The 14,743-nt window shown below is 65.8% G+C and carries 11 protein-coding genes and 1 pseudogene; 3 read left to right on the top strand and 9 right to left on the bottom strand.

The window, feature by feature from the left end:
- Window positions 1-52: 52 nt before the first annotated feature.
- Window positions 53-3,937 (bottom strand): GH36-type glycosyl hydrolase domain-containing protein, encoded by a 3,885-nt coding sequence (locus tag QN397_RS17850; protein WP_323501551.1) that lies wholly within the window; start codon window positions 3,935-3,937, stop codon window positions 53-55.
- Window positions 3,938-4,163: 226 nt separating this feature from the next.
- Here QN397_RS17850 and QN397_RS17845 point away from each other — a divergent pair, with 226 nt between their 5' ends.
- Genes QN397_RS17845 through QN397_RS17835 form a run of 3 tightly spaced genes read left to right on the top strand, consistent with a single transcriptional unit; the run spans window position 4,164 to window position 7,311 of the window.
- Complete coding sequence (locus QN397_RS17845) at window positions 4,164-6,548, top strand: phosphoketolase family protein (protein WP_323501550.1); 2,385 nt, start codon at window positions 4,164-4,166, stop codon at window positions 6,546-6,548.
- On the top strand, window positions 6,545-6,934 hold the full coding sequence (locus QN397_RS17840) for a TraR/DksA family transcriptional regulator (protein ID WP_323501549.1): 390 nt from the start codon (window positions 6,545-6,547) through the stop codon (window positions 6,932-6,934). Before QN397_RS17845 ends, QN397_RS17840 begins: the two co-directional genes overlap by 4 nt.
- On the top strand, window positions 6,931-7,311 hold the full coding sequence (locus QN397_RS17835) for a hypothetical protein (RefSeq protein ID WP_323498716.1): 381 nt from the start codon (window positions 6,931-6,933) through the stop codon (window positions 7,309-7,311). Before QN397_RS17840 ends, QN397_RS17835 begins: the two co-directional genes overlap by 4 nt.
- A gap of 21 nt (window positions 7,312-7,332) precedes the next feature.
- On the opposite strand, the gene QN397_RS17830 is transcribed toward QN397_RS17835, so the two are convergent.
- The 8 genes and pseudogenes from QN397_RS17830 to QN397_RS17800 form a co-directional block, all read right to left on the bottom strand.
- Window positions 7,333-8,316 carry a zinc-dependent alcohol dehydrogenase family protein gene (locus tag QN397_RS17830; protein ID WP_323501548.1) on the bottom strand — a complete coding sequence of 328 codons (984 nt, stop codon included), beginning with the start codon at window positions 8,314-8,316 and terminating at the stop codon, window positions 7,333-7,335.
- 17 nt (window positions 8,317-8,333) lie between these two features.
- Entirely contained in the window at window positions 8,334-9,329 is a 996-nt protein-coding gene (locus QN397_RS17825; RefSeq protein WP_323498713.1) for a 2-hydroxyacid dehydrogenase, read from the bottom strand.
- A gap of 75 nt (window positions 9,330-9,404) precedes the next feature.
- Complete coding sequence (locus QN397_RS17820; protein WP_323501547.1) at window positions 9,405-10,334, bottom strand: MFS transporter; 930 nt, start codon at window positions 10,332-10,334, stop codon at window positions 9,405-9,407.
- 20 nt (window positions 10,335-10,354) lie between these two features.
- A pseudogene (locus QN397_RS26745) lies at window positions 10,355-10,783 on the bottom strand (MFS transporter); the annotation flags it as partial.
- Entirely contained in the window at window positions 10,780-12,336 is a 1,557-nt protein-coding gene (locus QN397_RS17815) for an NAD(P)H-hydrate dehydratase (RefSeq protein ID WP_323501546.1), read from the bottom strand. The pseudogene QN397_RS26745 and the gene QN397_RS17815, both read right to left, overlap by 4 nt.
- Before the next feature lie 22 nt (window positions 12,337-12,358).
- Window positions 12,359-13,252 carry an oxidoreductase gene (locus QN397_RS17810; RefSeq protein WP_323501545.1) on the bottom strand — a complete coding sequence of 298 codons (894 nt, stop codon included), beginning with the start codon at window positions 13,250-13,252 and terminating at the stop codon, window positions 12,359-12,361.
- 10 nt (window positions 13,253-13,262) lie between these two features.
- Window positions 13,263-13,496 carry an SHOCT domain-containing protein gene (locus QN397_RS17805; protein WP_323498708.1) on the bottom strand — a complete coding sequence of 78 codons (234 nt, stop codon included), beginning with the start codon at window positions 13,494-13,496 and terminating at the stop codon, window positions 13,263-13,265.
- Window positions 13,497-13,555: 59 nt separating this feature from the next.
- Window positions 13,556-14,590 carry a zinc-dependent alcohol dehydrogenase gene (locus tag QN397_RS17800; protein ID WP_323498707.1) on the bottom strand — a complete coding sequence of 345 codons (1,035 nt, stop codon included), beginning with the start codon at window positions 14,588-14,590 and terminating at the stop codon, window positions 13,556-13,558.
- Window positions 14,591-14,743 lie beyond the last annotated feature (153 nt).

Here is a 14,743-nt window from a genome sequence, read left to right as displayed (position 1 = left end):
TTCACGCGCATCAAGCGGGATGTCATGCTGGCGCCCATGCGCCCGAGTCCGATCATGCCGATCTGCATTCCTTGCCTCCTGTGTGGTGGATGCGAATGACCACCGCGTGCTCGCAGCGATCGTCGATCAAGGGAATGACCGAGCCGGACAGAGCCATGCCGTCCAGCATTAGCGCAGGGCCTTCACCCTCCGACGACTTGGTCAGTACCTTTATTCGATAGACGGTCTCTCGATAGCGATAGTTCACTCGAAACGAAACCCAATGTTCCGGCACGCAGGGAACGATCCGCAGCGCATCCGACTCGACCTGCAAGCCCAGCAGCGACTCCAGCACGAAGCGCAGCATCCATCCGGCCGACCCGGTGTACCAGGTCCATCCGCCACGGCCCGCGTGCGGGGGCAACGCATAGACATCCGACGCCATCACATAGGGCTCGGTCTGGTACGTTGCGAGCGCATCGGTCGAGTCGGCGTGGCGGACCGGGTCGAGCATGCGGGCGAGTTCCCACGCGCGCGGCGCATCGTCGAGCGCCGCGAACGCCATCGCCGACCACACGGCCGCATGCGTGTACTGCCCGCCGTTCTCGCGCACGCCGCGCGGGTAGCCCTGGATGTAGCCGGGGCTCGGATCGGAATGGTCGAATGGCGGGGCAAGCAGTCGAATGAGGGCCGCGTCGCGGTCTACGAGACGACTGTCGAGCGCTTCCATCGCCTCGCGCGCGCGACCCGCATCCACCGCGCTCGACAGCACGGCCCAGCTCTGCGCGATCGCATCGATGCGGCATTCGGCGTCATCGGAACTGCCCAGCGGCGAGCCGTCGTCGAACCAACCCCGTCGATACCAGCCACCGTCCCATGCGCTCCGCTCGATCGCAGCGCGCAGCCGCACGGATTCGGCGGCACAACGTTGTGCGAAAGGCAAATCGCCACGTCGATCGGCCAGTCGCACGAACTGCACGAGCACCGTGTCGAAGAAGAAGGCGAGCCAGACGCTTTCGCCCTTGCCGTGCACGCCGACGAGGTTCATGCCATCGTTCCAGTCGCCGCCGCCGATCAACGGCAGGCCGTCTGCGCCAAAGCGCAGGCCGTGCGTGATGGCGCGCACGCAGTGCCCATACAGGCTGGCTGATTCGGGCGACTCGGCAGGCAGGTCGTAGCAGGAAACCTCGCCGTCCTCGAGCGCCCTGCCCGACAGGAAGGGCACGGGCGCATCGAGCACCGCCATGTCGCCGGTGACGAGGGCGTAGCGACAGGTCGCGAGCGGCAGCCACAGGTAGTCGTCCGAACAGCGCGTGCGCACGCCGCGGCCCGATGGCGGGTGCCACCAGTGCTGCACGTCGCCTTCGGGGAACTGGCGGCCCGCGCTGCGCAGCAGGTGCTCGCGCACGAGCCCGGGTGCCGCGTGCACCAGGGCCATCACATCCTGTAGCTGATCGCGGAAGCCGAAGGCGCCGCTCGACTGATAGAACGCGTTGCGCGCCCACAGCCTGCACGCCAGGGTCTGGTACGGCAGCCAACCGTTGACCAGCAGGTCGAGCGACGGCTCGGGCGTCTCGACCTGTACTGCGCCGAGAGTGTCGCTCCAATGCCGGTGCACGGCGGCCAGAGCCTCGCGCGTCGCGCTCGCCCCGCGCCAGCGCGTCGCGAGCGCTTGCGCCGCCTGCGGCGTGGTGCCGGCACCAAGGCGAAACACAATTTCGCGCGTCTCCCCAGCCGCCAGCTTGAACGGGACGCGGAGTGCGGCGCACGGATCGAGCGCCGCACCCGCCGCGCCGCAAAGGTGTTGCGACGCCATCGCTGCGGGATGGCGCAGGCTGCCGTCGTGCCCGATGAAGGCGCGGCGGTCGCAACACACACTCGTGCCAGCCGCAGTCGCTTCGTCGACATCGAAGAAGGCAGTCCGCCCCGAAAAATCCGTGGTGTACGCATTGGTGGCGTACACGGTGCCGTCGCTGGCGTCGACGCGCGTGCTCACATGCATCGCTGTATTGCGTCTCTCGTCGCCGAGGACCCATTCGAGGTAGCCGGTGACGCTGAGGTGTCGCATCCGGTCCGACCGGTTGATCACCTTCAAAACCGAGAACTTGATCGGCGCATCGATGGCCACGAAGATCGTCAGTGCGGTTTCGAGGCCGTCCTCGTGGTGCTCGAAGACGCTGTAACCGAAGCCATGGCGCGTGACGTAGGGCGTCGCGCCGGGGCACGGCAGCAAGGTGGCCGAGGCGTAGCGCCAACTGTCTTCGTCGCGCAGGTAGAACGCCTCGGTGTTGGGATCCGACACCGGGTCGTTCGACCAGGGCGTGAGCCGGAAAGCTTGCGCGTTCTCGCTCCAGGTCGCGGCACTGCCGCTCTCGGACACCAGCGTGCCGAATGACGGATTCGCCAGGACATTGACCCAGGGCATCGGCGTCATGTGATTTGGTGTGACCGTGACCACGTACTCGCGCCCATTCGGCGTGAAGCCGCCGATGCCGTTGCGAAAGATCAGGTCACGCTGCGCAAGCGGTGGCGACGGCTCGGCAGAGCCTTCGGACTCGGCCGCGGCCACGGCGCTGTCCGGTGGCGAGACACGGTCGCCCACCGGCCGACGTTGCGCGAGCTGCTGCGGCAGCAGCCCATCGCGATCGTCGAGCACGACACGGGCCACGGCCTGCAACAGATCGCGATCGGCAGCCGGCACCTGCGCCAGCGCGAGCACGAAGACGCCGCCCGGCTTGCCGAGCCGCTCGACATCGACCAGCGCAGTGAGTCGCTGTTGCAACGACGCCCCGGAATCACCGCTGTCGTCGACGAGCACCACGAGGTCGACAGCGAGACCCGACAGGCGCCAATAGGCGTGGGCCCGGATCAGTTGACACGTCAGATCGAGCCGGACCGAATCGGCCGCCAGCAGCAGCACGATCGGCAGATCGTCGGAGACCGCATAGCGCCACAGGCCCGCCTGACCTTGCCGGTTTCTCGCCAGCACAGCGGGGTCGGCCCGCATCGCCGCATCGGGCATCAGAAGCGCCCCGGCCAGTTCGGTATAAAGCCGCGCATCGTCGGCACTGGCATGCAGTCGATCGAGAACGGCCTGCGCGGTAACCCTCGCGCCGCCGTCCACACCGTCGGCCGTCGTGCGGTCCCGGTACTTGCGCATCAAGTCCACGCAGGCCTTAAGGGTGGCGCCGACGCCGCTGATCCAATCGACCGTCGTCGATTCGCCGGGGGCCAGCGACACTGCGCAACGGATGCCGGCCATTGGGTCGAGCACCGGACCGGCGCTGCCCGACAACGGTGCCCAGTCCTCCATGGCCTGCGGATCGGTCGGATCGCGACCGCGGCCTACGAATCGCGCGCGATCCGTCTCGAAAGACAGGGGCTCCGAAGGCGGCTGTTCGGTGACGACCTGATGGAACCAGGTCGGCGTTTGCTCATCTGGGGAGCGTGCACGCCGCCTGCACACGACCGCCTGCAACTCGTGCAGCACGTCGGTCTCGACAAAGAGCTTTTCGAACGCCGGATGCGCCGCATCGGCAGCGGCAGATCCCAGCACGAGCTCCGCATAGCTCGTCAATGCCAGCCTCCGGCGGATCGACGAATGGTTGGTGATGCAAAGGCGCCGCAGTTCGACATCATCGTCAGCCGACACGGCGACCATGGTCTGAATCTCAATGTCGTGCGCTCGCACACGGAATGCCGCGAGGCCCCGGGAGAACTGCGCCTTGTACACGCCAGCCCGGGCCGCGACGGGGTTTCGGGTCGTCGACCACACCTCGCCACCGTCCATGTCCTTGATGTAGCAGAACGCACCGTAGGCTTCGCACGTGGCGCCCTCTCGCCACCGAGTGAGCGCAAGGTCGTTCCAGCGGCTGTACCCACCGCCAGCGTCGGTGACCATGACGTGGTAACGCCCATTCGACAACAGCTGTACGCGCGGTGATGTCGACTCACGCATCGGCATTGCCCTTGGCGCGGCAGCGCAACGCATGCGGATCTGGCGTCGCTTCGCGAAATGAGTTCATGCCGACTCCTTGATTAGGCGACGGCGTCCGGAATATGAGCGTTACCCGTCATAGAAAAAGAGTCTGAATCGGCCCGCCGGACAAGTCTGTTCGTTGACGCACAGACGGCTTCGCGCCTGCCTTCTAAAACCGAACACCGAACTCCCGGAACCCCTGCCCATGAAGAACGATCCGCTCAGCCCGGACCTGCTGCACCAGATGAACGCCTACTGGCGGGCCGCCAACTATCTGTCCGTCGGTCAGATCTACCTCTACGACAACCCCCTCCTCAAGGAGCCGCTGAAGCTGTCGCATGTGAAACCGCTGGTCGTCGGACACTGGGGCACGACACCGGGCCAGAACTTCATCTACGTTCACCTGAACCGGTTGATCAAGGCCCACGACCTCGACATGTTCTATATCGCCGGGCCCGGGCACGGAGGACCCGCGATCGTCGGCAACGTGTACCTCGAAGGCTCCTGGAGCGAGGTCTATCCCGACGTGACACAGGACGAGGCGGGTCTCAAGAAGCTATTCAAGCAGTTCTCGTTTCCTGGCGGGATCTCCAGCCATGTGGCACCGACCACCCCGGGCTCGATCCACGAAGGTGGCGAGCTTGGCTATTCGCTCAGCCATGCCTTCGGTGCTGTCTTCGACAACCCCGAACTGATCGTGGCCTGCGTGGTCGGCGACGGCGAAGCGGAGACAGGTCCGCTCGCCACTGCATGGCAGTCGACCAAGATGCTCGACGCGGTGACCGATGGCGCGGTCCTGCCGATCCTGCACCTCAACGGCTACAAGATCAGCAACCCGACATTGCTGGCGCGCATCGAGCACGACGAACTCGAGCAGTTCTTTAGCGGCTGCGGTTGGACACCCCTGTTCGTCGAAGGCAACGATCCGGCGACGATGCACCAGCTAATGGCCCGCGCGATGGACGAAGCCCTCGAGATGATCCACCAGGCGCAGCGCGATGCGCGCGAGCGCAAAAGCGCGACGCGACCGCGCTGGCCGATGATCGTGCTGCGGTCCCCCAAGGGTTGGACCGGGCCGAAGACCGTCGACGGACTGCCCGTCGAGGGGACTTTTCGTTCGCACCAGGTTCCGCTGCTGGTCAATGCCCAACACCCCGAGCATGTCGCCCAGCTCGAGCAGTGGATGAAGAGCTATCGGGCCGAAGAGCTGTTCGACGCGAATGGGCGCCTGCTCCCTGAACTGGCTGCACTGGCACCAGATGGCAACAGGCGCATGGGCATGAATCCACATGCCAACGGCGGCTTGCTGCTGCACGACCTGCACATGCCGGACTTCCGCGACAACGCGGTGACAGTGCCGTCGCCCGGTGCGCTGCAAAGGCAGGACACGATGGTGCTTGGCCGGTTCCTCGGCGATGTGGTGCGGCTGAACGAGGGCCAGCGCAATTTCCGCGTCTTCGGCCCTGACGAGACCTTGTCGAACCTGCTCGGCGCGGTCTTCGATGTGACAAACCGGCAATGGGACGCGACGACCGTGCCGAACGACGAGTTTCTCGCGCCGGCCGGCCGGGTCGTCGACTCGATGCTGAGCGAGCACCAGTGCGAAGGCTGGCTCGAAGGCTACCTGCTGACCGGCCGGCATGGCCTGTTCAACAGCTACGAGGCCTTCATCCGCATCGTCGACTCGATGTTCAGCCAGCACGCCAAGTGGCTCAAGGTAACGCGCGAGCTGCCGTGGCGACGGCCCATCGCTTCGCTGAACTACCTGCTCGCCTCGCACGTCTGGCAGCAGGACCACAACGGCTTCACGCACCAGGACCCGGGCTTTCTTGACCACGTCATCAACAAGAAGGCCGACATCGTGCGCGTTTACCTGCCACCCGATGCGAATTGCCTGCTGTCGGTCTTCGACCATTGTCTGCGCAGCCGCAACTACGTCAACGTGGTGGTGGCCGGCAAGCACGCCCTGCCGCAGTGGCTCACGATGGAGGCCGCTGTGGTGCACTGCACCGAGGGTATCGGTATCTGGACATGGGCCAGCAACGACCGGGGCACAGAACCCGACGTGGTGATGGCCTGCTGCGGCGACACGCCGACGCTGGAGATCATGGCGGCTACGTCCATCCTGCGCGAGCACCTGCCGGGCCTGAAGATCCGCGTGGTCAACGTTGTCGACCTGATGAAGCTGCAATCGGCCAGCGAGCATCCGCACGGACTCGATGAGGCCGACTTCGATTCGCTCTTCACCCGTGACAAACCCGTGATCTTCGGCTTCCACGGCTACCCCTCGCTGGTACACCGCCTGACCTACCGCCGCACCAACCGAAACCTGCACGTGCACGGCTACAAGGAAGAGGGAACCATTACCACGGCCTTCGACATGCGCGTGCAGAACGAGCTGGATCGCTTTCACCTTGTGCAAAAGGTGCTGGACTGCCTGCCCCACCCGGGCAGCAGGGCCGACTACCTCAAGCAGATGTGCCGCGGCAAGCTGGTCGCGCACAAGCTCTACATCGACGCGCATGGCCAGGACATGCCGGAGATCCTCGAATGGAAATGGGGTGCCCCGACACAGGAAGACAAGCGATGAACGCGAACACACCGTCCCACCTTTCGCATGCGCAGCGCCTCGTTCTCACGGCGCTGCTCGAGTCCCGGCGCGTCGCTTTCGAGCGCCTGAGCACCTTGCAGCTGGAGGGCCAGTCGCAGGTCGAAGCGGCCCGCCGCGTCTTGCTGCAGGACGCCGACGACGCACGGCAGCGCGAGGGCACCCACGAGGCCGAAGGCATCGTTGCGGACATCGACAGCGGCGAGTACACGGCGATCCGCGCTGCGTTGGAACGCATTCATGGTGCCGCCTACGGCCTGTGCGTCGATTGCCACGTCGAGATTCCGTTCGACCGCCTGCAGATCGAACCCCAGACCTTGCGCTGTACTACCTGTCAAACCCTTCACGAACGGAAATCCAAGCCATGAGCCTCTTTCACGCGGTCGCATTCGTCGACCATCAATCCGCCCACCTGCTGCAGTTCGCACCCGACGAGAGGGTAGAGCAGCATGTACACGAGCAGCTGAAGTTCACACGCCAGCATCACAGCGGCGTGCGCACCGAACACGAGTTCTTCGGAGCCGTCTGCGATGCGTTCGACGGCATCGCCGAAGTGCTGGTCGTGGGCGGGCACACGAGCGTCGCCGACTTCCAGAGTTATGTGGGGAAGCACCGGCCGCAGACGATGCCCCGCATCGCCGGCTACGAAGTGGTGGACCACCCGACCGACAACCAGCTCGTCGCGCTGGCACGCAGCTTCTTCGTGAACCACGACCGCATGGTCGGCACTCGCGTGCCGACCTGAGTCTCGGCGCACACGGGCCCGTCAGGTCACCAACACCGCCGCCCCCTCGAAGCGGCCCGCGCGCAGGTCGGCCAGTGCCTCGTTGGCCTTTTGCAGCGGATAGCAGGTGGTCTTCGTCACGATGCCCATGTCGGGCACTTGGCTCAGAAAATCGAGCCCGTCCTGACGTGTGAGGTTGGCCACCGAGAGCAACTCCCGCTCTTCCCACAGGAGGCTGTACGGGAAGCGCGGAATGTCGCTCATGTGGATGCCGGCGCAGACGACGCGGCCACCCTTGCGCACCGCCTTCAGCGCCAGCGGCACCAGCTCACCGACCGTGGCGAAGATGATCGCGGCATCGAGTGCCTGCGGTGGTATCTCGTCGGACCCGCCGGCCCAGGTGGCACCCAAGCTGCGCGCGAAGGCCTGGGTCTTCTCGTCGCCCGGGCGGGTGAACGCGTGCACCGAACGCCCCTGCCAGCGGGCAACCTGGGCCAGGATGTGCGCCGCCGCGCCGAAGCCGTAGAGGCCGAGGCTCCTGCCCTCGCCCGCGATGGTGAGCGCGCGCCAGCCGATCAGGCCGGCGCAGAGCAAGGGAGCGAGCGAGGCATCGCTTCCCTCCTCGGCCAGCGGAAAGGCAAAGCGCGCATCGGCCACCGTGGCGGTGGCGAATCCGCCATTGCGCGTGAAGCCGGTGAACACAGGGTGGTCGCACAGGTTCTCGCGCTGCATCCTGCAATAGGGACAAATGCCGCAGGTGTGACCCAGCCACGGGATGCCCACGCGCTGGCCGATCGCCAGGCCGGAGACGCCCGCGCCGAGCACATCGATGCGGCCTACGATCTCGTGGCCCGGGATGATCGGCACTTGCGGGTGCGGCAACTCGCCATCCACTACATGCAGGTCGGTGCGGCACACGCCGCAAGCTGAAACCTGCACGCGTATCTGGCCCGGACCGGGCTGCGGGTCGGGCAGCTCGGTCCAGACCAGGGGCGCGTGCAATGCGTTGAGGACCATGGCGTGCATGAGAGAACCCTTTGCAGTCAAGTGGCTTCGGTGACTTCGTGGACCGGCTTGCCGGTCCTGGCGAAAGCGTCGACGTTGGCCATCGTGGTGTCTGCGATGGCTTTCATCGCATCCGCGGTGAAGAAGGCCTGGTGCCCCGTCACCAGCACGTTGGGGAACGTGAGCAGGCGCTCGAATACGTCGTCGCGGATCACTTGGTCCGACTTGTCGTCGAAGAAGAGTGCGGCTTCTTCCTCGTAGACGTCCAGGCCGAGGTGACCGATGGCGCCGCTCTTGATGCCATCGACCACCGCTTTTGTATCGACGATGCCGCCGCGGCTCGTGTTGATGAGCATGGCACCGCGTTTCATCTTGCCGATCGCGGCGGCGTCGATCAGGTGCCGCGTCTGCGGCGTCAGGGGGCAATGAAGCGTGACGATGTCGGCCTGCGCAAGCAATGTGTCGAGCGATACATACGCCACGCCGATTTCCGTGCACGCGGGGCTGGGCTCGATATCGCTGGCCAGCACCTTGCAACCGAACCCGGTCATGATCTTCGCGACGCTGGTCCCGATGCGGCCGGTACCCACGATGCCCACGGTGCGGCCGTGGAGGTTGAAGCCGAGCAACCCCTCCAGCGCAAAGTTGCCTTCGCGCACCCGGGCGTAGGCACGATGGATGTTGCGGTCTAGCGAGAGCATCAGCGCCACCGCGTGCTCGGAAACGGCCTCGGGCGAGTAGGCCGGAACACGCGCGATGACGATCCCGAGTTTCTTCGCCGCGGCCCGATCGACGTTGTTGAAGCCCGCCGACCGCAGGGCCACGAGGCCCACATCCAGCGACTTGAACGTTTGCAGTACCGCGCTGTCGACCTTGTCGTTGACGAAAGCGCAGACGGCACCCGCGCCACGTGCCAGGACCGCGGTATCGGCCGTCAACTGCGCGTCGAGATAGTGGAGCTTGTGCCGACCCGAGCACGCTGCGTTGATGAATTGGCGATCGTAGGGCTTGGTGCTGAAGACGGTGATTTCCATGGGGTTCCTTTGCATCGTGCCATCGAGAGGTCGCGGCAGGGGTATTCGGTCTTGACTTCGGACGGTCCGCGGCTGCTAGGCGATGGCAGGCTTCGGCACCTTGCCGGATGCCTTGTCGATCTTGGGCGCGGTTGCGGACGAGCCGGTTTCGCGCAGAAAGAAACTCAGCACGATGGCCAGCACCACGCCACCGACGAGTGGCAGAAACGCGGTCTGGAATTCGGCCAGCGTCATGGTGGCGCCTTGCGCGGGCAGCATCAGCCGCGAGATGAAGGGCGACATGATCCCGGTCGTGACGAAGACGAGAAAGTTCATCGCGCCGGCCGCCGTGCCCTTGACCTCGGACGGGTTGACCTCCTTCATCATCGCAAAGGGGATCATGGCCGCCCCGGATGCGATCCCGAGTACTAGGGCAACGCTGTAGCGAGGGAGAGTTCCGACCGGAACGTAGATCGCCGAGAGCCCCGCAGCGAGCATGAGCAAGGCACCGCAGATCAAGACGGGTTTCCGGCGGCCGATCTTGTCGGAAATGTAGCCAAGCAACGGGCAGCCGATGACCCAACCGATCGGAACCATTGAGGCATCGGTCGCGGCAGCCGCCATCGTCATGTTCTCTCCGCCGTGCAGGAAGGAGGTCGCCCAGACCAGCGCGCCGATCGTAGTCGGCAGAAAGAGCAGGCCGCCCACGACGCCTGCCAGCCAGCTTTGCGGGTTGTCGAAAACGACCTTGAATGGCTTGACGACGCTGGCCAGCGACAGTGCACCGTGATGTCTGGGGCTGTCGCCCTTGTCAGCCGGCATGATGAACCAGGTCGCCACGGCCAGCACACTTCCGACGCAGGCGAATGCAATCCATACTGACTGCCAGGGCACATGGAAGCTTCCGCTCGGATCGATGGCCATGTGCACCGGCTTGGCGCCGAACGCAGCGCCCGCCATGCCCAGGCATTGCGTGAACCCGATGAACATCGCCAGCATGCGCGCGGGCAGGTAGCGCGCCGCCACATAGAGGACGACCCGATGAACGCGAAGATCGCGCCGATGGCCTGCAGCACGAACCCCACCATGCCGGCGGCTTCACTGCCCTGCGCGAAGACCAAGCAGCCGACGCCCACGACAGCGATCCCGAAAGGAATGGTGCGGCGAGGTCCATACCGGTCAAGCAGGACACCGGCTACCAGCGCCATCACGGCGTAGGCCACGTAGTAGGCCGAGATCATCGCGCCGATGTGGTTGGCACCCCATGCGGCGGTCAGCTCAGTCTGCATGACGCCGGGCGCAGATCGCACGGCGTACTGGAAAAAGTAGAAGACGGCGCACAGCAGCCAGGCGACGAAAAAAAGAGGTTTCAAGTCGTATGGCGGCGCGGTGCTGGACGACGCTGGCAGAGGTGCCGTCCCTCGCGGCGATGCAGGCGGCGCGGCCGCATTCGGGTTTTCGACCGAGGGGGTCATGATGCTTGATCCTGTTCAGAGTTGTGCGGGTGGTTTGGGGATGTAGAGTCCTGTGCGATAGAAACGCTGGAGCGGCGGGGCCTCCTGTCCTGGAGGTTGCGCAACACGGTGGGCAGCAGGTCGGGCAGGTCTTCCGCCATCAGCCCCGGCCCGAAACCGGATGCCGCCGCGCCATGCAGCCACACCGAAGCGGCCGCCGCGAGGAACGGCGCCATGTCCTGGGCCAGCAGCCCGAGCACCATGCCAGCCAGCACGTCACCCGCGCCCGCGGTGGCCAGCGTCGGCGGCGCATTGGCGTTGATGATGGCGCGCCCGTCGGGTGCGGCAATCACCGTGTCGCTGCCCTTGAGAACCACGATGGAGCCGCTGGCCTGCGCGGCAGCGCGGGCACGCGTGAGCTTGTCGGCGCCCATGTCGATCACACCCTCGAACAGGCGTTTGAATTCGCCTTCGTGTGGGGTCAGCACGCAAGCGCCGGTGAGGGCGTTGAACAAGGTTACCGGGTCGTCCTTGAATGCCGACAGGGCGTCGGCATCGAGCACGGTCGCCCGTCCCGTCCCGAGCATCGCCAGCACGCGTGCCCGCGTGTCCGGCCCCACACCCGCGCCGGGGCCGATCATCAGTCCGGTGTACCTGCTGTCGGCCAGCAGGTGTTCGAGGTCTTCGAGCCGAGTGATGGCGCTCACCATCACGCTGGTCAGCGCGGCAGCGTAGACCGGCAGCGCGGCGGCGGGCACCGCGACGGTCATGAGGCCCGCGCCCATTCTGGCGGCCGCCCTCGCGGCCATGCGTGCCGCGCCGGTGGTGGGCCAGCCGCCCCAGCCCAGGGCGTGCCCGCGGGTGTATTTGTTGCCGTCGGCTTGCACCACCGGCAGCGCGTCGACCCACAGCGTCGGATCGTTCTCGAAAGTGTCGGGCGTGAAGTGTGCGAACACCGAGGCGGGTGTGCCAATATCGGCCACGATCAATTCGCCGCACAGGCTGCGGCCCGGTTGCAGCAGATGTCCGGGCTTCTTGCGAAAGCACGTCACCGTGAGCGCACAGGGCACTGCGCCCGCGCTGGCGCCGGTATCGCCCATCACGCCGCTGGGGATGTCCACCGCAACGAGCGTCATCTGCCTTGCGGCTACCTCAGCCAACGTTCGAGCTGCCATCCCTTCGAGCGGGCGGCTCAGACCTGCGCCGAAGATGGCATCGACGATGAGCGCGGCGCCGTCCAGCGCTGCGGGTGTCAGCGCCTCGATCGGCCCGCACCACAGCCCGGCGTGGTGGGCCGCTGCGCCGCGCAGGCTCTCGCGTGGCACCAGCAGCGCCACACGCACCGGCCAACCAGCCTCGGCCAGCTGGCGAGCCGCCACGAAGCCATCGCCGCCATTGCTGCCGGGGCCGCACAGGACTAACACCGGGCGCGAGGTCCAGCGCTGTTGAATGGCCTGGGCCACGGGACGACCGGCGTTTTCCATCAGCGCCATCTCACTGATGCCACAGGCCACCGTCAAACAGTCCGTAAGCGCCATCTGCTTGGCGGTGAGCAGGGCCGTGTCGCAGTTCATCGCATCTCGGTTGCCGGGGGTGTCAAACGCCAGCACCTAGAGCCGTCGCATGCGCCGGCTGGGGAAAGTCGGCGGCGCGCGCTACAGCCTCGCCCGCCGCGAACTCGGTGCGCAATTCGTGGACCTTGGTCATCGCACCGTCGAAGGCGTCGTTGCCCAGCAGCAGATGGTCCGGCGGATGGCCTGAGACCACCGCGTCGATGAGCGCATTGACGGCACGCACGGGATCGCCCGGCTGCTGGCCGGAGGAGGCGCGGATCTGGCGCCGCACATTGCCGGCCGTGGCGATGTAGTCATCGATCTGGTGCTTGCTCTCGTTGGCGGAGCGGCCGGCCCAGTCGGTGCGAAACCCGCTGGGTTCGACCACCATCACCTGAAGACCCAGTTCAGCGACCTCCTGCCGCAAGGCCTCAGACAAGCCCTCAACGGCGAACTTGGTGGCGCAATACTGGCCCAGCGCCGACATGCCGCGGATGCCGGCCAAGGAAGAGAGGTTGACGATGCAGCCGCGCCGACGCTTGCGCATGTCGGGCAGCACGGCCTGAATCATGCGGGTCAAGCCGAAGACGTTGACATCGAACATCTTGCGCACCTGGGCCTCTTCACCTTCCTCGATGGCCGCGAAGTAGCCGATGCCGGCGTTGTTCACCAGTACGTCGATGCCGCCGAAGCGGTCCTGCGCCGCCTTGACCGCTGCGACAACCTGGTCCTGCCGGGTCACGTCGAGCGTGAGCACCAGAACGTTGTCGATTGCGCCGAAGCCTTCCAGGGCGGCGGGATTGCGCGAGGTCACCACCGTCCGGTAGCCATGGTCGATGGCCTGTCTTGCGAGTTCGAGACCGAAGCCTGTGGAGCAACCGGTGATGAACCAGATGGGTGGCTCGGTCGCGATGGCGTTGTGAACTTGGGTATTCATTCGTTTACCCTCACGCCAGGATGGCCGCCTTCATGCGGCTGTAGTCGTCGTGGGTGATCTCGCCCCGCGCATAACGCTCGCTCAGGATGTCCTGCGCTTCCTTGCCGAGGGGCCTGCCGTAGTTGCGATGGACGCGGTAGGTGTAGCCCCAGTTCCCGGCGCTCGAGAAGATGAGGATCATCATCCCGAACCAGAGGAACCAGCCCCAGCCCGAGTACCAGTCGTTCCAATAGGTGCCTGCCATTTTTCAAACTCCTTCAGTGAAAGGGATCTACCCCGAAAAGCCTGGTCGACGCAGAGGTCTCACCGGGCCGAGAAATCGAGCACCACGCGCGAGGGCACCTCGCCCCTGGACAGTCGCTCGAACACATCGTTGATGGCCGACAGCGGCTGCAACTCGATGTCGGCCTTGACCTGGCCTGCGGCAGCGAAGGCCAGCGCCTCGGCCATGTCTCGCCGGTTGCCGACGAAGGAGCCGCGGATGGTGATGCAGTTGGCCACCACGTCGAACAGCGGCGTGGGGAATTCGCCCGGCGGAATGCCGACCAGCACGCAGGTGCCGTGCTTGCGCGTCATGCGCACGCCCTGCTCGAAGGCGGGCAAGGAGGGCGCAGTGATCAGCACGCCATGCGCGCCACCGCTCGTGGCCTTGACCACAGCCGCGACCGGGTCGCCCTGCTTGGCATTGACCACCGCATCCGCACCCAGGCGCGTCGCATGTGCGAGCTTGCCGTCGTCGATGTCGACCGCGCAGACGTGCAGACCCATCGCCCTGGCGTACTGCACCCCGAGGTGACCGAGCCCGCCGATGCCCGAGATCACGACCCACTCGCCCGGTCGGGCCTGGGTTTCCTTGATGCCCTTGTACGAGGTGATGCCGGCGCAGATCAACGGTGCGGCGTCGACCGCCGACAGCCCGGCCGGAATGTGCGCGACGTAGTTCGGGTCGGCGATGATGAATTCGGCGAAGCCGCCGTTTCGGGTGTAGCCACCGAACTGGGCCTCAGCGCAGACCGGCTCCTGTGCCGCCAAGCAGAACTCGCAGTGCCCGCAGGCGGAATAGAGCCAGGGCACGCCGACGCGGTCGCCCTCCTTCACCGCCGTCACCCCTGTGCCGAGCGCGGTGACGATGCCGATGCCTTCATGGCCTGGCGTGAACGGCAGCGGCGGCTTCAACGGCCAGTCGCCATCGCGCGCGTGCAGATCGGTGTGGCACACGCCGCAGGCCTCGGTCTTGACGAGGATCTGGCCCGGTCCGGGCGTCGGCACATCGAGCTCTTTCATCACCAGGGGCTGGCCGAATCGTTCGACCTGGGCGGCTTTCATCTTGGGTGTCATGGAGAATCCTTATGTTGAAAATCTTTCAGGCCGCGGCTTTCAACCCGAGCCCGCGCACCGCTTCGATCATCTCGACCAGCACGGCTTGTGCGTCGCCATAAACCATGTGGCAGTTGTGGCCATAAAAGAGCGCGTTGACGATGCCTGCATAGC

This window comes from Variovorax sp. RTB1 (genome assembly GCF_035018765.1).
Taxonomy (GTDB): domain Bacteria; phylum Pseudomonadota; class Gammaproteobacteria; order Burkholderiales; family Burkholderiaceae_C; genus Variovorax.
This window is presented reverse-complemented; position numbering and strand designations above follow the sequence as displayed.